The following is a 21850-nucleotide window of genomic DNA, read 5'->3' on the forward strand; positions in this document are numbered from 1 at the left end:
CTCAGCAACCGGACCTTGAATCCTGCCGCGTAAGCAATCTAAAAACTCAACGTTTTCAACCACTTACTCAGCCCTTAGCTCAGTTCAAATCCGCCTTAAAAAGCGGCCTCCCTAAGCAAGGACGGCGAATTCTACAGAGATCTCAGAAACCGTCAACACTTAACTTTAAAAAATTCCAAAAAAACTCAAAAAAAGCTAAAAACACCCCCAACCTGTTCACTCAGCAATCAGCGCTGTTTAATCCCTGATCAATAACCATAAAAAAGCGCCTGACGGCGCTTTTCATACATCTATTTCTTACCCTTTATCAAAATGCTGAATATCAACCTGCTGAATCTCACCTGCGGTTAACTCACCTTCGAAGAAGTGCTCAGCCACTCGACTAAATCTTTGAGGATCATCTGTTACCAGAAACTCCACATCTCCTGCATCAGCCTGATTAAGCATGCCCGACCTCTGAAGCTCTTCTCTTACCGCTTCAGCGGTGGTTTGTGCTGAATCCACCAACACCACATCAGCGCCCATTACTTTTCCAATACACTCTTTCAGTGCAGGAAAATGTGTGCACCCCAAAACCAACGTATCTATAGCAGGTGACTCAATTTGCTTTAAGGGTGCTAAGCACTTCGCAACTATCTGCTCTACCAGTTCACCTTCATGCCAACCTTCTTCTGCCAGTGCCACAAACAGTGAACAGGATTGTGCTGCAACAGATGCATCTGGCATACGCTTTAGGATCGCCTGCTGGTATGCCTGATTATTTACCGTACTTTCTGTCGCAATTACACCAATATGTCGATTTTTGCTGACAGCACAGCATGCATCTGCTCCGGGCCCAACAACCCCCATCACCGGTATCAGTGGGTATTTTTGCTGAAGCGGCTCAACGGCTACAGCAGAAGCTGTATTGCAGGCAATAACCAGTAATTTAATTTTTCGATCTATTAAACAAGCGGCTGCTTGCTCCGCATAACGGGTGACAGAAAGCGAGCTTTTAGTTCCATAAGGCACACGCGCAGTGTCCCCCAGATATATGAGATTTTCTCCCGGTAGTTTTTCACGTAGCGCGTTTAACACGGTCAAACCGCCAACACCAGAATCAAAAACTCCTATTGGAAGTGCGGCATCGGTCATCGCTTATTTTTCTTCTTATTCGCTTTTTTCAACTGACGAACATGGTCGCGAAAACGCTCTTTCTTTGCCAATTGCCGGCTCGTTAGAGGATTCTTTCTCCCCTCAAACGGATTATCACTTGATTTAAACTCAAATCTTATTGGTGTACCTCTGATACCCAGAACCTGAATAAATTTATTTTCCAGATAACGTTTGTAAGATCCTGGCAAAGATTTTGTCTGATTCCCGTGAATTACAATAATAGGAGGGTTAGAACCACCCTGATGTGCATAGCGAAGTTTTATCCTTCTACCATTTATCGCGGGGGGCTGATGGTCTGCAACGATATCTTCCAATAGACGAGTTAGTTTACTGGTCGACCATTTTGCCATCGCGCACTCATAAGCCTCATCAACAGAGTCATACATATTACCGACACCACTGCCATGCAGTGCTGAGATGAAGTGCAAATTGGCAAAATCAGCAAATTCAAGCTTTCGCTCGATCTGCTCTTTAACTTTAGCTTTCTCTTCGCCATTCATACCGTCCCACTTATTCAAAGCAACTACCATGGAACGGCCGGTATCGATAACAAAACTCAACATATGCATGTCTTGTTCTGTCACACCTTCACGAGCATCTATAACCATTACCACTACGTGCGCATCCTTCACTGCCTGTAGTGTTTTAACAATTGAAAACTTTTCTGCGGCCTCTGTAATATTCTTACGACGACGAATCCCCGCCGTATCGATCAGAGTATAATTTTTATCATCGCGCTCATATGGAATATATACACTGTCACGTGTCGTTCCCGCCTTATCAAAGACCACAACACGATCTTCACCCAGCATACGGTTAACCAATGTCGACTTGCCCACATTGGGCCTGCCGACGACGGCAATCTTGACCCCTTTTTCAACCTCTGCCATGGTCTCTGCAGATTCTTCAATATCAGCGGGAAGCTCTTCGAGCACACACTCTATAAGCTGTGTTACGCCTCGGCCATGAGCTGCTGCAATTGCTAACGGCTGACCAATGCCCAGCTCAAAGAAATCTGCAACGATTATATCTGGATTAAGACCATCAGTTTTATTAACCACCAGGTAGCATGGTTTATCTGATCTCCGAAGATAGTTTGCAATTAACTCATCAGCCGGGTTTATTCCAGCTCTGCCATCCACCAAAAAAAGAACAACATCCGCTTCTTCTATTGCCTGAAGCGATTGTTTTGCCATCTCATAGTCGATCCCTTGTTCATCGCCGGTAATCCCTCCGGTATCGACGACAATATAATCTTGCTCATCATTCGCCAGACGCCCCTCGCCATATTTTCGATCACGCGTGAGGCCCGGAAGGTCTGCGACAAGCGCATCACGGGAACGTGTCAGACGGTTAAAAAGTGTTGATTTACCGACATTCGGTCGGCCAACTAGAGCAATTACGGGAAGCATGTATATATCACCCCTGCTTATCTGCAGGCTAAAAACAAAAATGGCGGCTATCTGTCTAACAAATAGCCGCCCGAATCAGTATCAAACTGCTATTGCAGTGTTAACGCAGCTAAACGCCCGTTATTTGTAAGTACATAAAGTACGTCATCACGTGAAACCATATCACCATATACACCCGATGAATCAACTTTGTGGCGCGCCACAAAGTGACCATCAGTCTGCGACATGAAATGGATATAACCCTCTACATCCGCTACAGCAACAGTAGAGCCAATTACTGTCGGAGCAGAGATCTCACGATTTTGCAGCGCACCCTGACGCCAAACACTTGCGCTCGTTCCGCGATCAAATGCCTGCACCGCATCATCCGCTTCACTCACATAAATATTACCAAAACCAGCAGCTAGAGAATGGTAGCTAGAAACATCTTTTGCCCATGCAATCTGAGCACGGAATGGGTTAATTGCGACTAGACGACCCTGATAACTCGTTACGTAGATCATGCGATCTACAAGCAGAGGGCGACCATCGATATCAATCATACGCTCTAGCTCTGAGCGTCCCTGAGGCAGGGCCACACGACTCTCCCAGATTGCTGTACCTTTAGCATTATCAATAGCCGCTAGTTTACCACTAGCGAACCCGGCAAACGTGACATCACTAGCAACAATCGGTGAACTAGTGCCTCGCAATGTTAGACGCGGCACCTGACTATCAAACGTCCAGCGACGCTGACCTGTTGACGCATCAAAAGCCACCACTTTACCGTTAATCAACTGAAATACAGCAAGATCACTGTTAAATTGCCCTGGAGCTGTTGCCTCAGTGCTAACGTCAGCACGCCATAGTTCACCACCATCTGCAGCGGAGAGAACGATCACCTGCCCCTCTTCAGTCGCCACCGAGACTTTGCCATACCCTGCGCCAACGCCACCTACGACAGGAGTTTCCAGCTCTACAATCCATTGAGCCTTACCGCTCTCTCGATCTATAGCAACAACAGTTCCATTATGATCCACAGCAAAGATTTTATCGTCGTCTATCGCTGGCTTAAATTGATGGAACTTGCCTCCCATTCCGGAGCCGACACTTGTAGACCACAACTGATCTACCTTCTTTTCAGCTTCAAATGAGACTAATTCAGCCGGTTTAACCTCTTCACCATCATCTCCCCAGAATCCACAACCGGTAATAGCAGCAGAGATCAAAGCGATGGCTGTTATTCTACTCAGGCTTTTCATTTAGCTATCCTCAGATGAGAGGTCATTTAGTTTCATCTCTAGCACTGGGCGTGTGTTAGCCGGTGAAGCATCATAAGCTGCCTGATATGCGATTTGGGCCTTAGCCTTGTCGCCTTTAGCCAAGTAAAGATCCCCTTTCACCTCTTCAATGCTAGCTTTGTATCCACCGACCGGCGCGGCATTGATGAGCGCGAGCGCATCGTCATAGTTTTCCTGCGCAGCTAAGACTCGTGCTTTACGCAATGTAGCTACAACATAGATTGACTCAGTCGGCTGGCTCGCCAACACCCAATCAAGCTCAGCTTTAGCTTTCTCGATCTCATTCTGATCAACCGCAACCCGCGCCATAATCAAAGCGGCGTAGCTAGCATAGGTGGTGTCATCATAATCTGCTTTTAACTGATCACTCAGATGATTTGCCGTGGTCAGTTTGGCCGCATCTTGCTGTGGCCCGATACCACCTACAACAGCATCAAGCAGATTCTGATAGAGGATCGATGCATTTTCAGCCTTTGCTGCTTGCTGATCCTGCCATCCTTTCCAACCCAGAACGGCAGCTAGTGCTACGGCAACACCTAAAAGCAGTGATTTCCCATTCTCATCCCACCAAGACTTAAGTGCCTGAACCTGTTCTTCTTCGGTGCGTAACTCTGCCACCCTTAACTCCTGTACCTTATTTCTGCTAGCAATATTATTTTTTACGCCTGCCAGATAGAGGCTATTTTGTCCTGAACCTGACCTTCTTCAAGATCAAATATAGGTTCACCGTTATACCAAACAGTGCCACAAAGCTCCTGATTATCTGTTTCTTTTAACAACAGAACAATAGGTGCACCAGTTTGCTGTGCTTTTTGACGAATATTTTTTTGTCCACCACAGTGAATTTGGACTCTTAACCCCTCAAAGCGATCCCTTAGCCTATCCGCATAAAGAACAACCTTTGATTGAAGTCCTTTGTGCTCAGCTGCTAAATAGAGATCAAAGGGCTGCTTTACTGCTTGAGGGATCAGATCCAATGTTTCGAGCAACAAAATCAGACGCTCTACACCCATGGCAAATCCCACAGCCGGTGTTGGCCGCCCACCTAACTGCTTGACCAGCCCATCATAACGCCCACCGGCGCAAACCGTACCCTGCGCACCAAGTTTATCTGTAACCCATTCAAAAACGGTCTTACAGTAATAGTCTAATCCTCTGACAAGTCGCGGATTTATTTCATACTGTACACCTGCATCATCAAGCATCTGAGTCAATTCAGAAAAATGCTGGCGTGATTCTTCATCCAGATAATCGGTCAGGACGGGTGCGTCATCCAAAAGGGCCTGGGTATTTTGATCTTTACTATCCAGAATGCGCAGTGGATTTGTTTCAAGGCGACGCTGACTGTCTTCATCGAGCTGATCCTTACGAGCAGACAGGTATTCAACCAATGCCTGCTTGTAGTCAGCCCGGGCTTCATTACTTCCCAGTGTATTCAGTTGCAAGGTTACTGAATCCAATAACCCTAACTGTTTCCACAGGCGCGCACTTAACATGATAACTTCGGCATCAATATCCGCATTTGGCATTCCAAATGTTTCAACACCAACCTGATGAAACTGACGATAACGCCCTTTTTGTGGTCGTTCGTATCTGAACATCGGCCCCTGATACCAGAAACGCTGCATCTGATTAAACAACAGCCCATGCTCTTCAGCAGCTCGAACACAACTTGCCGTACCCTCTGGTCGCAAGGTCAAACTTTCACCATTACGATCATCAAAGGTATACATCTCTTTTTCTACAATATCAGTTACTTCACCGATAGAACGTTTAAAAAGACTGGTCTGCTCTACAACCGGCATGCGCACTTCACTGTAGCCGTATGCCGACAATACATTTTTTACAGTACGCTCAAGATACTGCCAGACGGGAGTCTGGTCTGGCAGGATATCATTCATCCCACGAATGGCTTTTATTTTGGCCAAAACAACAACCTTAAATCTAAAATTATTCTGCTAAAGGTAAACTCATACGAACAACATTTTTATGACTGTGATCAGCCAGACTTATCTCTTGTCCGTTATAACTAAACTTACTGACGGCATCAGCTGCGCCAAGTAGAACTTTAACCGGTGCCTTACCCTTAACACTTACACTCTGCCCTTTCCCTCTAAGATTATTAAAGAGTGTTTTGCCATTAGCATCTTTTATCGATACCCAGCACTCGGCGATAAAGTCAGCCTGCAAACTCACCTCTGTAAGTACTCTTGGCTCAGCAACTGGTACCACCTGCTCAGGTTCAGGTGCTGTTTCAGCTTTATCCTCTGATACCTGATCTAGTTGATTCTGTAAGGATGCAATTTCAGCCGTGGATAGGTAGGTCGGTTCAGGTTCCTCAGCCTCTTCCTGCTTAGGCTCCTGATTGATACCCTCAGCATTTTCCTCTGCAGGGCCATCATCCAGATTTGGTAAAACCAACTGTGCCGAGCCATCAACAACCTCAACCGCAGCTACACCCTTATCTGTAACTAAGGAATCATTACCAACCTCTGTAGAAGCATTTTCAGCACCTGATCCGTATTGAGTCTGCCACCACCAAAAAGACAGACCAATGATTGCCAGAACAAAGATCCAACTGGAAAGCTTCATCACAGGATCATTGACTTTCACCTGTTCCCGCACGCGAGTTACTGGTTTAATCTGTCCCTTACCGCTGACGCCATGCAGCTCTGAGAAACCACTGACAAGCTCATCATCATCCAGATTAAGCAGCTTGGCATACGCTCTTACATACCCACGAGCAAACACTAAGCTCGGCAAGCCTTCGATCCCACCCCGTTCAAGTTCTGCTATATATTCAGCCGGAAGATTGAGATCTGCTGCGACCTGTTCAATACTAAGGGAGATATTTTCACGTGCTGAAGTCAGACGCGCGCCCCACTCTTCGGGCGATAAGATATTCTGCTCCTGCTGTTCTTCGGTACTCAACGCGCGGACTCCTTATACTCCCGATACTCTTCCGATTCGGGATACAGATTCTTAAGAATTAATGCGTAGGTTGCCGCTCTGGTGGCATTACCCTCTTCTCTTGCGAGCCGGATGCCCAGCCAGAGGCTCTTGGCGTAATGTTCGACTCGACGATCTTCTACCATGGTTAGAAAACGGTCAAAGTATTTTTCTGACTCCAGAAGGTTATTTTCCTGAAGCGATATTTCAGAGAGTTCTACCAGAGCCACAGGGCGATTCGCGGAGACCTGAAGCGATCGTTTAAAGGCATGCTTCGCAGCATCATCACGCTGCAGAAGACGATAACAACGCCCTAAGTTCTCAAACGCCTGAGCTCTTCGACTATAAAAGGGATCTTCTGTAGCACGTGCTAACTCATTACACGCTTCTTGATAACGCTGTTTTGAGAACAGAAATGCACCAAAGTTATTGTGCATCATCGCAGAAGAGGGGGCTAATGCTGTGGCTTTCCGAAAATATTGTTCGGCTAGTTGATCATCGCCCTCTAATTGAAAGGCAAGCGCAATTCCATTATGCGCTTCTGCATACCCACTATCGCTTTCTATTGAGCGAAGGAATGAGCTTTTAGCATTGGCTGTGTCACCAGATTGAAGATATTCAAACCCCAGCCGCGAATAGGCCTCATGCTTTGATACCTTACCTCCAGGAACAGAGGAATTCTTAGTTTCACACCCTACAACAACCAGCGCCATTGTCAGAGCGAGTACCAGTTTAATTCCTCTCACACGCCGTCCCTCTTATTGTGTTTTCGTTTGACTCTGCTGTAATTCTTCTTGAACTACAGGTATATATTTCTGACTTCGTCGCGTCCTGTCAGCGACCTGGCCTACCAACTGGCCACATGCGGCATCAATTTCATCACCACGTGTACGTCGCACAGTGGTTACAATTCCACCATGAACGATAATCTCTTTAAATGCCAGAATTCTTTCTTCAGAAGGCCGCTCATAGCCGGAATTCGGAAAAGGGTTAAACGGTATTATATTCAATTTCGATGGCATTCTGCGCAGAATTTTTAGCAACTGCTTAGCATGCTCTGGCTTATCATTAACACCATTAATTAAAGTGTATTCAACGGTGATAACACGCTTATCATTCAGATTTTCTAGATAACGGTTACAGGCAGCAACCAGCTCTTTGATCGGATAGCGCTTGTTGATAGGCACCAGAATATCACGCAGATCATCATTCGGTGCATGTAATGAGATCGCCAGTGACACATCAGTTACTTCACGCAACTTATCGATAGCGGGTACCACGCCCGCTGTTGACAGCGTTACACGTCGTTTTGATAAGCAATAAGCATTATCTTCCATCATCAGGGTAATCGCATCGACGACGTTATCAAAGTTCATCAATGGTTCCCCCATCCCCATAAGCACGACATTAGAGACCACCCGTTGAGAGGTCGTGTTATAGTCGCCATAGGAACGAATTGCGATTCTGAGTTGACCGATAATCTCTGCCGTAGTCAGATTACTGTTAAAACCCTGCTTACCCGTTGAACAGAAACTACAATCCAAAGAACATCCAACCTGAGATGAGACGCATAGTGTTTTCCTCTCACCATCTGGAATCAGCACAGCTTCAACACTCGAGCCACTGTCGGTTTTGATCACCCACTTGCGCGTGCCATCTTTCGAGGTTTTCTCCATTAATACCTCAGGCTCACGGATCTCGGCTACTTCAGTCAACTTTTGACGAAGCGCTTTGCTGATGTTCGTCATCTCTTCAAAGCTACTTGCACCAAGCTGATGAATCCATTTCAGCACCTGAGTCGCACGAAACTTTTTTTCTCCAATCTCATCGAAGAAAGCTTCCATTTTAGCTGGCGACAGTCCAAGTAGATTTACTTTTTTTTGGGATTCACTCATAGGTGGCAAGCACTCATTATAGGGGGTCAATCAGTAGACCGTCTGAAGCAGATAACTACAGACGGCCTGGGCGGTAATTACTTACCGAAGAAGTATGCGATTTCGCGTTCAGCAGACGCTGGGGAATCGGAACCATGTACAGCGTTAGCGTCGATAGATTCAGCAAAATCACGACGGATTGTGCCTTCAGCAGCTTCCTGTGGGTTTGTTGCACCCATCAGTTCGCGGTTCAGAGCGATCGCGTTTTCACCTTCAAGAACCTGAACAATAACTGGACCAGACGTCATGAAAGCAACCAGATCACCAAAGAATGGACGCTCTTTGTGCTCAGCATAGAAGCCTTCAGCTTCATCTTGAGTCAGGTGCTTCATCTGCATCTCAACAACCTTCAGGCCGTTAGATTCAAAACGAGAAACGATTTTACCGATTACATTTTTTGCAACTGCATCCGGTTTGATAATGGAGAACGTACGTTCAAGTGCCATTGGTTAAGCTCCAAAATTTAAATTAAATAAGAGTTATCTGAAAATCCATACAGTCTCTGCTATCGCCCAATACCCAAACGGATTTGAACCCTTAGCAGACTGCAATTAGGCTTTCGGATAGCTCCTGAAATCAAGCGCGCAATTATACGCCAGAGTAGCGTCAGAAAACAGTAGTCTAAAAGCGACAAAACCCGGCGAAGACCGGGTTTAGAAATCCATTCAACAACTCAGATCAATCCATTTCATCAATCCAGGCCATCTGAATGCCTTCAAGGATTTTTTCACCACAACGATCCGGATCATCATCAAACTCTTCCAGATCCATAACTTTCTGATAAAGATCAGGAAAACTAATTTTCATCGGATCCTGATCCGGATATTTTTCAGATAGCTCAATCGCTATATCCAGTACATCAACCCACTTCAGACTCATAACCCAACTCCTCAGTGACGCTCCGAAACCTGATTAATTGTATATTTTGGAATTTCAACAACCAGATCTTCATCAGCAACGACAGCCTGACAGCTTAAACGTGATTCTGGCTCAAGCCCCCAAGCCTTATCAAGCATATCATCTTCCAACTCATCCGATTCATCGAGTGAGTCAAACCCTTCACGTACGATGACATGACAGGTAGTACAGGCACATGATTTCTCACATGCATGCTCAATATGAATACCATTCGCCAACGCTGCATCACATACAGTGATACCTGCATCGGCTTCGATCACCTTTCCTTCCGGGCACAACTCATCATGTGGCAGAAAAATTATCTGCGGCATTATTTACTCTCCCCAAGCTCATCAACACTATGCCCTTGCAACGCTTTCTGAATATTGAAGTCCATACGTCTGGATGCATATTCATCTGATGCTTTAGACAGGGCTGAAATCCCCTGCTCTATCGCAATCACATCACTACCGTTACGCAGTACAACTAATTTTTCTATCTCCCACCCAAGCTGCTCACGTTCGTCAGCATTTAGCAGTTTTTCACCATCTACGCTCAGGGCATCTTTCAGTGAAACAATCAATCTATCCGCTTCCACCTGCTGCTCCCTTAACGCACGAGCATCTTTGTCTTCGGCTGCATTCAGGTAAGATGCTTTCAACATCTCTGCAATCTCAGCATCGCCGAGACCATAAGAAGGCTTGACCTGAATACGACTTTCAACACCTGATGTCAGCTCTTTAGCTTCAACCCCTAGCAATCCATCTGCATCAACCTGAAACGTCACACGAATCTTAGCCGCACCCGCCGCCATCGGAGGAATTCCCCTGAGCTCAAACCGAGCCAGAGAACGACAATCAGAAACCAGCTCCCGCTCACCCTGCACCACATGAATAGCCATAGCAGTTTGACCATCCTGATAGGTTGTAAACTCCTGTGCTCGCGCGACTGGAATAGAGGTATTACGATGAATAATTTTCTCTGTCAGGCCACCCATGGTTTCCAGTCCCAGAGATAATGGAATCACATCCAACAGCAACATATCACTGTCTGGTTTGTTACCCGCTAATACGTCTGCCTGTATTGCAGCACCAATTGCCACGACACGATCAGGGTCAATCTTAATATGAGGCTCCCGCCCAAAGAACGCCTGTACTTCAGCTCTCACCAGAGGCACTCGCGTTGAACCACCAACCATGACAACTTCGAGTACATCCACAGCATCTACTGCGGCATCTTTCAGGGCACGACGGCAGGCACGGATTGTCTTTTTAACGAGAGGTAGCACCAGAGCATCAAACTGATGACGCGTTACGGTCAGCGAGTAATTTTCTTCGCCCAGTGAGATTAAGGCCTCAACTTCATCAGCATCACTTAACTGCTCTTTTACCCATTTCGCCTTTTCCAACAGATAGCGAGAGATAGAGTTATCACTAACCTCAATCTGTAACTGCTCTGCCATCCATTGCGCCAATGCCAAATCAAGATCATCTCCACCTAGAGCACTATCACCGCCAGTGGATAGAACCTCAAACACGCCCTTATTAAGACGCAGTATGGAGATATCAAAAGTACCACCACCCAGATCATAAACGGCAATAACTCCCTCTTTACCCTGATCCAGCCCATAAGCTACAGCAGCTGCCGTTGGCTCACTTAACAACCGTAATACTTTGATATTCGCTATTTTCGCCGCGTCTTTAGTTGCCTGACGCTGCGCATCATCAAAGTAGGCAGGCACTGTGATAACTGCGCCAACCAACTCACCACCTAAGGCTTCTTCTGCACGAAAAACCAGAGATTCCAATATATCCGCAGATACCTGAACAGGACTTTTTGCGCCTGCTGTGGTTTTAATATAGGGCATCCCCCCATCATTACTCTCGAAATGATAGGGTGCTTCATCACCCAACGCGTTTACTTCTTCAGAGCCACGTCCCATCAATCGTTTGACGGATATAATCGTATTGTAGGGATCTTCTGATGCGAAGGTTCGGGCTTCTGCCCCCACCTGAATATTACCGCAAGGCATATAGCGAACTACCGATGGCAGAAGGTGTTCACCCTTAAAGTCAGGTAGTGTTACAGCCTCGCCACTTTTCACTGAAGCAACCAGTGAATTCGTTGTACCCAGATCGATACCAACCGCTAATTTGTGTTGATGTGGAGCTTCACTTTGCCCCGGTTCAGCTATCTGTAACAGCGCCATAAATTGCTTCAGCCATCCAACCTGTCTTCAAGACGTTCAATCTCAGTGACAAGTTTTTCCAAAAATTGCATTTTACGCACAACCGCTGTCGCCGATTCAAGATCGGATTCATAGCACTGTGCAAACCTTTCCCTTAACTGAGCCAGCAGATCGTCAACCTCTTCCAGCAACGATTCAAGCTCATCATAGGGCTCTTCTAATTCCGGAATCTCTTCCAATCGCTCCCTGAGTTCCATCTGCTGCATAAGGAACATAGGCTCAACAGGCGTAGAAGATTCACTGATTGTATCAATCCCTTTCAGATGAAGAAGATACTGCGCACGAGGAAGCGGAGCCTTCAAAGTGGCAATACCCTCATTAAGGTAGGCCATATACTGCACAGCCAACCTCTGCTCACGCTCGGTTTGGTGAGCAAAACGATCAGGATGAAGAGTTTTTTGAAGCTCGAGAGACCGATCAGCCAAAAGTGACTGATCGATATGAAATGATATCGGCAGACCGATAAAATCGAAGTAGTTCTTATTGATATCCATCACTCTGCCTAAAGAAGGTCAGACGTTAAAGCTTTCACCACAACCGCATTCGCTGGAGACGTTAGGGTTATTAAATTTAAACCCCTCATTCAATCCCTCTTTTACAAAATCCAGTTCGGTACCATCAAGATACAACAGGCTCTTTGGATCGATGATAATTTTCACATCCTGAGGCCCTTGAAATATCTGGTCCTCTTCCTGGACTTCATCAACAAATTCCAGAACATAAGCCATTCCTGAGCAGCCTGACGTGCGTACTCCGAGACGAATACCCTCGCCGTGGCCACGCTTTTCCAGATATCGCGCAACATGATCTGCTGCGGCATCAGTCATGGTAATTGCCATATATGCCTACTTCTCCTGGTCAGTGAGATCGACTCACTTACCCTTTTTTTCTTTGTAATCAGCTACTGCTGCTTTAATTGCATCTTCAGCCAGAACCGAACAGTGGATCTTAACTGGTGGCAGCGCCAGCTCTTCTGCAATTGATGTATTTTTAAGTTCTGAAGCCTCTTCCAATGACATCCCTTTTACCCATTCGGTAACCAGAGAACTGGAAGCAATCGCAGAACCACAGCCATAAGTTTTGAACTTGGCATCTTCAATAATACCTTCATCACTTACTTTAATCTGCAGACGCATAACGTCACCACATGCAGGTGCACCCACCATGCCCGTACCAACGTTCTCATCTTTGTCATTCATTTTACCGACGTTACGAGGGTTTTCGTAATGATCAATAACTTTTTCACTATAAGCCATGACGACCTCCAAATACTTTCAATGCAGGATCAGTGATGTACCCACTCAACCTTACTCAGATCAACACCGTCTTTAAACATATCCCACAGAGGTGAGAGCTCACGTAATTTACTTACCGCATCCTGAATTTGGGATGCAGCATAATCCACCTCTTCCTCCGTCGTAAACCGACCAAAAGAGAAACGGATCGAGCTATGCGCTAACTCATCATTTAAGCCCAAAGCACGTAGCACATATGATGGTTCTAAACTTGCCGAGGTACATGCAGAACCTGAGGACACAGCCAGATCTTTCAAAGACATCAACAGAGATTCGCCTTCGACAAAAGCAAAGCTGATATTCAAATTTCCCGGTACTCGCTGCTCACGGGAACCGTTGATATAAACCTCTTCCATACTACCCATCTGCTCAAGGAAGCGATCTCTTAGAGCGATAACATGCTGCGTTTCCTGCTCTCGTTCTTCCTTACAGATCCGTGCCGCTTCACCCATACCCACAATCTGGTGAGTTGCCAGCGTACCAGAACGCATACCGCGCTCATGCCCGCCACCATGGATCTGTGCTTCCAGACGAACGCGCGGTTTACGACGCACAAACAAAGCACCAATACCTTTAGGGCCATACATCTTATGCGCCGAGATCGATAGCAGATCAACTTTCGCTTTATCCATATCGATATCGATTTTACCGGTGCTCTGAGCGGCATCTACGTGGAAGATAATTTTCTTTGCACGTGTAATTTCACCAATCGCCTCGATATCTGTAATCGTCCCGATCTCATTATTCACATGCATAAGAGAAACAAGAATGGTGTCTTCACGAATGGCATCAGCAACGGCCTGAGGCTCAATTAAACCATCAGCGCCTGGTGTCAGATAGGTAACTTCAAAACCCTCACGTTCAAGCTGACGGCATGGATCCAACACCGCCTTATGCTCAATTTTGGAGGTAATGATATGTTTACCCTTTTTCTGATAGAAATGAGCCGCACCTTTAATCGCCAGATTATCAGACTCTGTTGCACCCGAGGTCCAAACGATCTCTCGAGGATCTGCATTGATCAGATCAGCAACCTGCCGGCGAGCTGTCTCAACAGCCTCTTCAGCTTTCCAGCCAAATAGATGTGAACGTGACGCTGGGTTACCAAAATTGCCGTCCATCGTCAGGCAATCAACCATTTTTTGCGCAACACGCGGATCAACAGGTGTTGTAGCTGAATAATCTAGATAAATCGGTGTTTTCATTCATTCTCTCCAAGCAAACTTATACAGCTGCTTCTTCACTACCAGTCAGGCTTTTCGGATCACGCAGAACCTGGTCAAGACCTACACGGTCCTGCCGCTCGGAAATCTCCTGAACATCTTTTCGCGCCACAAGGTCAGCAAGGGATATACTGCTCAAAAAAGCATGGATCTGATCACTGAGATCACACCATAAATGATGCGTCAGGCAGGTCTCACCACCCTGACAATCTCCCTGCCGGCTACACCCTGTAGCATCGACTGATTCATTAACAGCATCGATAACTTCGGCAACATTGATACCCGCTTGTTCTTTATTAAGCTGATAACCGCCACCTGGACCACGCACGCTTCTTACCAATTCATTACGGCGCAGCTTCGCAAAGAGCTGTTCAAGATATGAGAGCGATATGCCCTGCCTTTCAGAAATATCTGCAAGACTAATTGGCCCCCTTCCTTCATGAAGAGCCAAGTCCAGCATAGCTGTCACGGCATAGCGCCCTTTTGTTGTCAGTCGCATAATTTTCACCCTGATGCGTATTGGCATTTCGCGGCATTATGCAATACCCGACTAAAAAGGTCAATTAAATAACCTAGTTATATTGTAGGTCTTTATAGACTTTGTGTCCGAATTCTATCATGAAATAAGCGCAACCCCACGCCCATAGATCAAACATTATTTTTTTGTCTGCTTCTGGGTTGCCGTCAAAATCCCGCGTAACACATTAACCTCAACCTTATCTGGCATGGCCCGCAGATAGAGACGCCTCAAGCGAGGCATTAACTGCCGTGGATTCTCTGGGTCCAAAAACTCAATATCGGTCAGAGCCTCTTCCATATGCGCAAACAAACGCTCAAGATCTGCGCTTTCCGCAAGATCAATATCCCACTCCGTTCCCCACTGAGGCCGTATATCGCGATTCTCATCGACATACAACTCAGCCATACGCAGTTCGTAAGTGATCACCTGAACAGCTGCCGCTAGGTTCAGCGAACTAAAGTCAGGGTTAGATGGGATATGCACATGATGATGACAAAGGTGCAGCTCTTCATTTGTTAGACCTCGATCTTCACGACCAAAAACAACCGCGATCTTTTTATCAGCAGAGATCGGCTCCACGATCGAGGCAAGTTCGCGAGGATCGACCACAGGCCAAGGAATATGACGGCCGCGCGCACTGGTACCTACAACCAACTGACAATCGGCGATAGCCTGCTCAAGCGTTTCATGTACAACTGCCGATTCCAGCAGATCCGTAGCGCCTGATGCACGCGCATCAGCATTCGTATGCGGGAATTTTTTTGGCGCAACCAGATGCAGCTCGGAAAAATTCATATTTTTCATAGCGCGCGCCACACCACCGATATTTCCCGGATGCGTGGTATTAACAAGCACAATACGGATATTTGCTGACATGAATTCATCCATCTAAAATTTAAAGCGCAATATTCTACCAGAGCGGCAATCTCTTCAGCCACTTATTCACAGCCCCCCTATTACTCAGGTATAATGCTCGTTTAATTTTTCCCGAATATTCTTCAGGTTCCTAAACAGATGCAACCCATGGTTAATATTGCTCTGCGCGCGGCACGCGTTGCAGGTGAGCAGATCGTTCGTGCCGTTGAACGCCTCGATCTGGTTAAATCAGAACAGGCTGATGTCGCAAAACTTCTTAGTGAGACATGCAAAAAAGCTGAACTCAGCATTGTCCACACTATTCAGAAAGCCTACCCTAACCATAAGATTGTTGGTGAATACACAGGCGAACACTCCCCGCTTAGTGAAGGGCCTGAGTTCTGCTGGACAATCAATCCGATCGACAGCATCTCCAACTTTTCCAACGGACTTCCAGTCTTTGCTCTCAGCATGGCCGGCCAGCAAAACGGAAAAACTGAACATGCACTAATTCTTAACCCCATTACAGGTGAAGAGTTTACTGCAAGCCGCGGTGACGGGGCACAACTGAATGGCAAACGCCTGCGCGTCAGTAACCACAAAACCATTGAGCAATCCTTGATTGGTACTGGCTTCTTCAATCGCGCAAGCGATAAAGCTCACCTGGAAGCTTATCTCAATATCTTCAGAGATATGACACTGGTAGGCGGGACCATCTACAACGGCGGCTCACCTGCACTGAATCTCGCTTACACAGCTGCTGGCCGAATCGACGGCTTCTACCAGATAGGGCTCAATCCATGGGAGATGGAAGCTGGCATACTTTTAGTTCAGGAAGCCGGCGGTTTAATCGGCGACTTCATGGGTGGAAACGATTTCCGCCGCAGCGGCAGTTTGATTGCAGGCAACCCCAAAATGTTTAAAGCCATCCTTAAGGGACTTCAAAGCTCCCTGACTGATGACTTAAAATAAACTCCAGACATAAAAAAACCGGCAATTGCCGGTTTTTTTATGTCTACGAAACTCACGCTTCGTATGGGTTACGCAATACAATAGTTTCGACACGATCTGGACCAGTAGAGATAATATCCACAGGCGCTTCAACCAACTCTTCCAGCCGCTTAATATAGGCCACAGCCGCTGCTGGCAACTCTTCCAGAGATTGCGCACCAACAGTAGAATCAGTCCAGCCTGGCATTGTCTCATATACCGGCTCAACAGCTTCGTAGTCTTCACTGCCACTCAGAGAAGTAACCACATTACCCTCAGCATCCTTGTAACCCACACAGATACTGATCTCATCCATACCATCCAGCACGTCCAGCTTGGTAAGACAGATACCTGAGACTGAGTTGATCTGAATCGCATGTTTTAGCGCTACCGCATCAAACCAACCACAACGACGAGAACGCCCTGTCGTAGAGCCAAACTCATGCCCGCGTTCAGCCAGACCCTGACCGATTTCACAATGAAGCTCAGTAGGGAATGGACCACCACCGACACGCGTCGTATATGCTTTAGTAATACCCAGAATATAATCCAGATACAACGGACCAAAACCACTACCTGTAGAGGTACCACCAGCAGTAGTATTTGAAGAGGTCACATATGGGTAGGTACCGTGATCGATATCAAGTAGAGAACCCTGCGCACCTTCAAACATGATGTTTTCACCCTGCTTACGTAGGTCGTGTAACATCGCAGTCACATCTGCAACCATAGGCGCGATCTGCTCACCCATAGCCAGGGTCTCATCCAGAATTTCCTGATAATCTACCGCATCAGCCTTGTAGTAGTTCACAAGCTGGAAGTTATAGTATTCAACAACCTCTTTAAGCTTCTCAGCAAAACGCTCTTTATCCAGCAGATCAGCCAAACGCAGACCACGACGCGCGACTTTGTCTTCATAAGCCGGACCAATACCACGACCAGTCGTACCGATCTTGGCATTACCGCGTGCAACTTCACGCGCCTGATCCATAGCAATATGATACGGCAAGATCAACGGACAAGAAGGACTAAGGCGCAGGCGCTCACGCACAGGAACACCCGCTTCTTCCAACCCTCTAATCTCTTTCAGCAGCGCTTCCGGAGAAAGCACCACACCGTTACCAATCATACATACGACATTGTCGCGTAGAATACCTGAAGGGATCAGGTGCAAAACAGTTTTTTCGCCATCAATAACCAGCGTGTGACCCGCGTTGTGCCCGCCCTGAAAGCGCGCTACAGCCGAAGCCTGGTCTGTCAGCAGATCTACGATCTTGCCTTTACCTTCATCACCCCACTGGGTACCCAGAACAACTACGTTTTTGCCCATTGTTGCCTACTTGAGATTACTTAATAAATTTTTACAGATTACAGGCCGGAAACGACCCATTCATCATCACGCAGTACCAGCTCAGCGGTACACTCATTTGCCGGTTCTGCGCCCGGTAACGCATAGATCACCCGCACCCCTTCAGATCGCAACTGACTAACTTTCGCTAGCAATGCTGAATCTTCCTTGGCGGGAGCCAACACCTGCTGAGCGGTCTGCAATACATGAGAAGAGAGCTCAACCAGTGTCTTAAGGTCTGCACTAAATCCTGTAGCAGGTCGTGCGCGACCAAAATCACGTCCAATTTCATCGTATCTTCCGCCTTTTGCTATTGCCTGCCCAAATGCCGGCGTGTAAGCAGCGAAGACGATACCTGTGTGGTAGTTATAACCACGTAATTCACTCAGATCAAAGTATTGATCAAGCTCCGGAAAGCGCAGTGCAATTCGTTGAGCTAACTGCTCAAGGTAATCGATCGCGTCCAGAACCTGAGCCGGCGCATCCGCAAACAGCTCACGAGCTTTAAGCAGCACCTCTGCGCCCCCATTCAATGTCGGCAGCGCGGCCAGATAAGCTTTAACAGGCTCTTCAACCTGCAAAGCCGCCACAAAATCAGATAGTTCAGGCAGGGCTTTGCGATTGAGGATGTCCAGATACAGGTCTTTTTCAGCAGAGGAAAGCTGTGCAATTTCCATCAAACCAGTAAATACGCCGACATGACCAAGATCGATACTCAGATCCTGCTTAACACCAACAGCATGCATAGTCTCAACCATCAGAGAGATCACTTCCACATCACTCTCGATACCTGAGTGGCCAAAAAGCTCAGCCCCCAACTGCAGTGGATTACGAGATGCCAAAGGCTGCGCCGGCAATGCATGAATCACTGAACCACAATAACAGAGACGGGTCGCGCCAGATTCACGTAACCGATGCGCATCGATACGCGCCACCTGAGGCGTAATATCAGCACGCACTCCCAATGTATGACCACTGATCTGATCGGTAACCTTAACAGTATTCAGATCCAGATCACGTCCCACACCTGTTAGAAGTGATTCCAGGTGCTCTAACACAGGCGGCATTACCTGCTCATAACCCCAGCTTTCATACAGATCCAGTAAACGTCTACGTAAAATTTCAACGCGACGGGCCTGCGGTGGAAGTAGTTCTTGTACACCTTCCGGAAGCAGCCAACGATCTGCCAATGCCATGTAGTACTCCGTATCTTTCTATCAAACTAAATCGCTGAAGAGAACAACGATAATCAATTCACAATATAGAGAGCGATAACGCCCAATAACATACTGGCAAACCCGACTAAACGCAGTGACCGATCACTGACAAGTGCCAACTGCTGGACTAAATTCCTCCAACGCTGGGGGTACAGAAATGGAATGATACCTTCCAGAATCAGCATTAAACAGACACCAATTGCCAACTCATGTAGTAATTCGGACGACATCTACAAACCTGTATTTCCAAATCCTATTGCCACAAAAAAACCGGGCTGTAACCCGGTTGCTGTATTCTACCACGGAATCAGAGGAATGCCTTCCCCTGATCCGCTTTTTTGTACATTTTTACGACAGCAGAGATCACTGTACTTTCGGGTCACCCAGATACTTAAAGAAATCACTATCCGGCTTCAAAACTAGCACATCACCATTTTGACCGAAGGATTCACGATATGCCTGAAGACTACGGTAGAAAGAGTAAAATTCAGGGTTCCCGGAGTAGGCTTCCGCATAATTTTTTGCTGCGATAGCATCACCTTCACCACGTAACTCTTCCGATTCCCGATAAGCCTCTGCTTCAATAACCGTCTTCTGCCGATCAGCATCAGCTCGAATACCCTCAGCAAGCTCTTTACCACGAGAACGCAACTCTCGCGCCTCTCGCTCACGCTCAGAACGCATACGACCATAGACCGATTCAGATACTTCCTGCGGAAGATCGATACGTTTTACTCGGACATCGATAATCTCAACGCCCAGCTCATTGATCACGATCGGACTGATCATTGCAATCAAATTCCGCATAATCTGCTCGCGCTCACCCGAAACAACTTCGGTTACCGTACGCTCACCAAACTGGTTACGCAACGCAGCATCGACACGTGTAGAGAGTAGCTGTGCAGCTGTAAATTCATCACCCGATGTTGCGGTATAGTACTTCTGCACATCTGCAACACGCCACTTTACAAACGAGTCTACGATCAGACGCTTCTTCTCCAACGTGAGATACGCTTGAGGTCTGGCATCCAGTGTCAGGATTCGGGAATCAAATTTACGAACCTTATTCACAATCGGAATTTTAAAGTGAAGACCAGGCTGAACATCGGCCTCAGAAACTTCACCAAACTTCAGCAATACTGCACGCTCTGTCTCTTTGACAATATAAAGAGAGCTTTGACCGACCAATACAAGTACGGCAAAAACAATAATCAGTACCAATGATTTAGACTGCATTATCTGCCCTCCCGGCGAGTACCCTGACGCTGACGCAACTGATCAACAACCTGATCCGTCACATCTCGCAAGCTCTGACTGTCCAATCGAACCGGAGCATTCACATTGCCAGAAACCGGACGATTCTGCATAATTTTATCCAACGGCAGATACATCATGTTGTTTCCACCCTCAACATCAAGCAACACCTTAGGGTTCTGAGCCAATACTTCCTGCATCGTATCCAGATAGAGACGCTCACGCGTAACATCAGGCGCTTTCTCATATTCAGTTAACAATGCAGTGAATCTTTTTGCATCACCTTGTGAACGGGCTACGACCTGCTCACGGTATGCGCTTGCCTCTTCCAGTATACGCTGCGCCAAACCACGCGCTTCAGGAATAATACCGTTTGCATAAGATTCGGCTTCATTTTTAACACGCTGCTCATCTTCTCGAGCCTTGATCACATCATCGAAGGCATCCTGAACCTGATTAGGCGCCTTAGCCTCTTTGATATTGACCTTAGAAATCTGCAAGCCCGTACCATACTCAGTCATATAGTTTTGCAGGCGATCCTGAACCTGAACAGATAACGCTTCACGCCCCTGGGTCAGAATAGAGTGCATATTCGTTGAACCTACTACATGACGTAGCGCCGACTCTGCCGCATGAGACAAACTGGCCTCAGGATCTCGCACAGTCAACACAAAGTTACGGGTATCTGAGATAAGGTATTGAACTGTCATTTCTACATCAACAATATTCTCATCCTTGGTCAGCATCAGCGCCCTGTGATCACGAGTACGAAGACGCGTCACGTTGATCGGCACAACCACATCAATCATGGGAGGGTTCCACTGCAAACCTGGCCCCACGGTTTCGTGATATTTACCCAGACGCAGAACAACACCACGCTCTTGCTGATCGACGGTATAAACACCCATACCTGCCCAGATCAACACAGCGACCAGCACTATAACCCAGAAGAAACCTGCACCTGAGGTAGATCCTGCTCCACCTCCGTCACCACCAGGCCCACCACTGGATTTTTTACCAGCACCACCAAAGATACCGTTTAATTTATCCTGCAGCTTACGCAGCGCCTCATCAAGATCTGGCGGCCCCTGATCTCCGCCACCTTTTCCGCCTCGGTTATTATTGTTACCGCTGCCCCAAGGATCTTGGTTATTACCATTACCACCAGGCTCATTCCAAGCCATACGTCACTCCGTATAAAACAACAAGTTTGGCAAATTAAAACACAAATCCACAGATAATATTAATCGACAGATTTGACTCATGAGTTCAC

General features: G+C 46.9%; 24 protein-coding genes. 1 reads left to right on the forward strand and 23 read right to left on the reverse strand.

Features of this window, described 5'->3' with window-relative positions; all coding sequences use genetic code 11:
• Positions 1-297 precede the first annotated feature (297 nt).
• The 18 genes from murI to Q0882_RS13150 all read right to left on the reverse strand — a co-directional run bounded on the left by murI (position 298) and on the right by Q0882_RS13150 (position 15789).
• On the reverse strand, positions 298-1134 hold the full coding sequence (gene murI / locus Q0882_RS13065) for a glutamate racemase (protein WP_299182477.1): 837 nt from the start codon (positions 1132-1134) through the stop codon (positions 298-300).
• Positions 1131-2567 carry a ribosome biogenesis GTPase Der gene (der, locus tag Q0882_RS13070; RefSeq protein ID WP_299182478.1) on the reverse strand — a complete coding sequence of 479 codons (1437 nt, stop codon included), beginning with the start codon at positions 2565-2567 and terminating at the stop codon, positions 1131-1133. The genes murI and der overlap by 4 nt, the downstream gene beginning before the upstream one ends.
• An 89-nt stretch (positions 2568-2656) precedes the next feature.
• Positions 2657-3808 (reverse strand): outer membrane protein assembly factor BamB, encoded by a 1152-nt coding sequence (gene bamB / locus Q0882_RS13075; protein WP_299182479.1) that lies wholly within the window; start codon positions 3806-3808, stop codon positions 2657-2659.
• Entirely contained in the window at positions 3809-4465 is a 657-nt protein-coding gene (locus Q0882_RS13080) for a tetratricopeptide repeat protein (RefSeq protein WP_299182480.1), read from the reverse strand.
• A 41-nt stretch (positions 4466-4506) separates the two neighbouring features.
• Positions 4507-5748, reverse strand: a complete 1242-nt coding sequence (gene hisS / locus Q0882_RS13085) for a histidine--tRNA ligase (RefSeq protein WP_299182774.1) — start codon at positions 5746-5748, stop codon at positions 4507-4509.
• Between the two features lie 49 nt (positions 5749-5797).
• On the reverse strand, positions 5798-6778 hold the full coding sequence (locus Q0882_RS13090) for a RodZ domain-containing protein (RefSeq protein ID WP_299182481.1): 981 nt from the start codon (positions 6776-6778) through the stop codon (positions 5798-5800).
• Complete coding sequence (gene pilW / locus Q0882_RS13095; RefSeq protein WP_299182483.1) at positions 6775-7542, reverse strand: type IV pilus biogenesis/stability protein PilW; 768 nt, start codon at positions 7540-7542, stop codon at positions 6775-6777. Before pilW ends, Q0882_RS13090 begins: the two co-directional genes overlap by 4 nt.
• A gap of 12 nt (positions 7543-7554) precedes the next feature.
• Entirely contained in the window at positions 7555-8691 is a 1137-nt protein-coding gene (rlmN, locus tag Q0882_RS13100; RefSeq protein ID WP_299182485.1) for a 23S rRNA (adenine(2503)-C(2))-methyltransferase RlmN, read from the reverse strand.
• A gap of 77 nt (positions 8692-8768) precedes the next feature.
• A complete protein-coding gene (gene ndk, locus Q0882_RS13105) occupies positions 8769-9176 on the reverse strand; it encodes a nucleoside-diphosphate kinase (RefSeq protein ID WP_299182486.1) in 408 nt (135 codons plus the stop codon).
• Positions 9177-9408: 232 nt separating this feature from the next.
• Positions 9409-9609, reverse strand: a complete 201-nt coding sequence (gene iscX, locus Q0882_RS13110) for a Fe-S cluster assembly protein IscX (RefSeq protein ID WP_299182488.1) — start codon at positions 9607-9609, stop codon at positions 9409-9411.
• An 11-nt stretch (positions 9610-9620) separates the two neighbouring features.
• Positions 9621-9959 carry an ISC system 2Fe-2S type ferredoxin gene (fdx, locus tag Q0882_RS13115; protein ID WP_299182490.1) on the reverse strand — a complete coding sequence of 113 codons (339 nt, stop codon included), beginning with the start codon at positions 9957-9959 and terminating at the stop codon, positions 9621-9623.
• Positions 9959-11836 (reverse strand): Fe-S protein assembly chaperone HscA, encoded by a 1878-nt coding sequence (hscA, locus tag Q0882_RS13120; RefSeq protein WP_299182492.1) that lies wholly within the window; start codon positions 11834-11836, stop codon positions 9959-9961. Before hscA ends, fdx begins: the two co-directional genes overlap by 1 nt.
• 8 nt (positions 11837-11844) lie before the next feature.
• The gene (gene hscB, locus Q0882_RS13125) at positions 11845-12369 is read right to left on the reverse strand and encodes a Fe-S protein assembly co-chaperone HscB (protein ID WP_299182494.1); all 525 of its coding nucleotides are present in this window, start codon (positions 12367-12369) and stop codon (positions 11845-11847) included.
• Between the two features lie 18 nt (positions 12370-12387).
• Positions 12388-12714, reverse strand: coding sequence for an iron-sulfur cluster assembly protein IscA (gene iscA / locus Q0882_RS13130; protein ID WP_299182495.1), 327 nt, complete (start codon positions 12712-12714; stop codon positions 12388-12390).
• 33 nt (positions 12715-12747) lie between these two features.
• Positions 12748-13131, reverse strand: coding sequence for a Fe-S cluster assembly scaffold IscU (gene iscU / locus Q0882_RS13135; protein ID WP_299182497.1), 384 nt, complete (start codon positions 13129-13131; stop codon positions 12748-12750).
• A gap of 29 nt (positions 13132-13160) precedes the next feature.
• Positions 13161-14375, reverse strand: a complete 1215-nt coding sequence (locus tag Q0882_RS13140) for an IscS subfamily cysteine desulfurase (protein WP_299182500.1) — start codon at positions 14373-14375, stop codon at positions 13161-13163.
• A 19-nt stretch (positions 14376-14394) separates the two neighbouring features.
• Positions 14395-14892 (reverse strand): Fe-S cluster assembly transcriptional regulator IscR, encoded by a 498-nt coding sequence (gene iscR, locus Q0882_RS13145; RefSeq protein ID WP_299182503.1) that lies wholly within the window; start codon positions 14890-14892, stop codon positions 14395-14397.
• 156 nt (positions 14893-15048) lie between these two features.
• Positions 15049-15789, reverse strand: coding sequence for an RNA methyltransferase (locus Q0882_RS13150; protein ID WP_299182506.1), 741 nt, complete (start codon positions 15787-15789; stop codon positions 15049-15051).
• Between the two features lie 138 nt (positions 15790-15927).
• Between Q0882_RS13150 and Q0882_RS13155 the strand changes: the two genes are divergently transcribed.
• Complete coding sequence (locus tag Q0882_RS13155) at positions 15928-16740, forward strand: inositol monophosphatase family protein (protein ID WP_299182508.1); 813 nt, start codon at positions 15928-15930, stop codon at positions 16738-16740.
• A gap of 52 nt (positions 16741-16792) precedes the next feature.
• Here the strand turns inward: Q0882_RS13155 and Q0882_RS13160 are convergent, their stop codons facing one another.
• The 5 genes from Q0882_RS13160 to hflK all read right to left on the reverse strand — a co-directional run bounded on the left by Q0882_RS13160 (position 16793) and on the right by hflK (position 21761).
• The gene (locus tag Q0882_RS13160; RefSeq protein ID WP_299182511.1) at positions 16793-18088 is read right to left on the reverse strand and encodes an adenylosuccinate synthase; all 1296 of its coding nucleotides are present in this window, start codon (positions 18086-18088) and stop codon (positions 16793-16795) included.
• Positions 18089-18126: 38 nt separating this feature from the next.
• The gene (locus tag Q0882_RS13165; RefSeq protein ID WP_299182513.1) at positions 18127-19302 is read right to left on the reverse strand and encodes an ATP phosphoribosyltransferase regulatory subunit; all 1176 of its coding nucleotides are present in this window, start codon (positions 19300-19302) and stop codon (positions 18127-18129) included.
• Between the two features lie 53 nt (positions 19303-19355).
• On the reverse strand, positions 19356-19553 hold the full coding sequence (locus Q0882_RS13170; protein WP_299182515.1) for a DUF2065 domain-containing protein: 198 nt from the start codon (positions 19551-19553) through the stop codon (positions 19356-19358).
• A 133-nt stretch (positions 19554-19686) separates the two neighbouring features.
• Positions 19687-20559 (reverse strand): protease modulator HflC, encoded by an 873-nt coding sequence (hflC, locus tag Q0882_RS13175; RefSeq protein WP_299182516.1) that lies wholly within the window; start codon positions 20557-20559, stop codon positions 19687-19689.
• Positions 20559-21761, reverse strand: a complete 1203-nt coding sequence (gene hflK / locus Q0882_RS13180) for an FtsH protease activity modulator HflK (RefSeq protein ID WP_299182518.1) — start codon at positions 21759-21761, stop codon at positions 20559-20561. Before hflK ends, hflC begins: the two co-directional genes overlap by 1 nt.
• Between the last annotated feature and the right edge of the window lie 89 nt (positions 21762-21850).

It is taken from the genome of uncultured Neptuniibacter sp. (genome assembly GCF_947498015.1).
Lineage (GTDB): Bacteria > Pseudomonadota > Gammaproteobacteria > Pseudomonadales > Balneatricaceae > Neptuniibacter.